The sequence below is a fragment of the Proteus sp. PR00224 genome (assembly GCF_016238105.1).
Taxonomy (GTDB): Bacteria; Pseudomonadota; Gammaproteobacteria; order Enterobacterales; family Enterobacteriaceae; genus Proteus.
Window position 1 is genome coordinate 1 of sequence record NZ_JAEHQU010000022.1, and the last position, 1,186, is coordinate 1,186.

A 1,186-nucleotide genomic window follows, 5' to 3' on the forward strand; every position below is an offset into this window, starting at 1 on the left:
TGTCTAAAGAAAAATTTGAACGTTCAAAACCGCACGTTAACGTTGGTACTATCGGCCACGTTGACCACGGTAAAACAACTCTGACTGCTGCAATCACTACAGTTTTAGCTAAAACTTACGGTGGTTCTGCTCGTGCATTCGATCAAATCGATAACGCACCAGAAGAAAAAGCTCGTGGTATCACCATCTCTACTTCACACGTAGAATATGACACTCCAAGCCGTCACTACGCACACGTAGACTGCCCAGGTCACGCCGACTATGTTAAAAACATGATCACAGGTGCTGCGCAAATGGACGGAGCTATCCTGGTTGTTGCTGCGACTGATGGCCCAATGCCACAAACTCGTGAGCACATCCTGTTAGGTCGTCAGGTTGGTGTTCCTTACATCATCGTATTCCTGAACAAATGTGACATGGTAGATGATGAAGAGTTACTGGAATTAGTAGAAATGGAAGTTCGTGAACTTCTGTCTCAGTACGATTTCCCTGGTGATGACACTCCAGTAATCCGTGGTTCAGCGCTGAAAGCACTGGAAGGCGAAGCTGAGTGGGAAGCAAAAATTGTTGAATTAGCAGAAGCACTGGATTCATACATCCCAGAACCAGAGCGTGCAATTGACAAACCATTCCTGTTACCAATCGAAGACGTATTCTCAATCTCAGGTCGTGGTACAGTAGTAACAGGCCGTGTTGAGCGTGGTGTTATCAAAGTTGGTGAAGAAGTTGAAATCGTTGGTATCAAACCAACAACTAAAACAACTTGTACTGGCGTTGAAATGTTCCGTAAATTACTTGACGAAGGTCGTGCAGGTGAGAACGTTGGTGTTCTTCTGCGTGGTACTAAACGTGAAGAAATCGAACGTGGACAAGTACTGGCAAAACCAGGTTCAATCAAGCCACACACTAAATTCGAATCAGAAGTTTATATTCTGAGCAAAGATGAAGGTGGTCGTCACACTCCATTCTTCAAAGGCTACCGTCCACAGTTCTACTTCCGTACAACTGACGTAACTGGTACTATCGAATTACCAGAAGGCGTAGAAATGGTAATGCCAGGTGACAACATCAACATGATCGTTGAACTGATTCACCCAATCGCGATGGACGACGGTTTACGTTTCGCTATCCGTGAAGGTGGCCGTACAGTAGGTGCGGGCGTTGTTGCTAAAGTATTAGGTTAATT

Annotated in this window: 1 protein-coding gene; it reads left to right on the top strand. The window is 45.1% G+C overall.

Annotation, left to right across the window (positions count from 1 at the left end; translation table 11 throughout):
* Positions 1-1,184, top strand: a 1,184-nt coding sequence (gene tuf, locus JEP71_RS17420) for an elongation factor Tu (RefSeq protein WP_196564508.1), incomplete at its 5' end; no start/stop codon positions are given.
* Between the last annotated feature and the right edge of the window lie 2 nt (positions 1,185-1,186).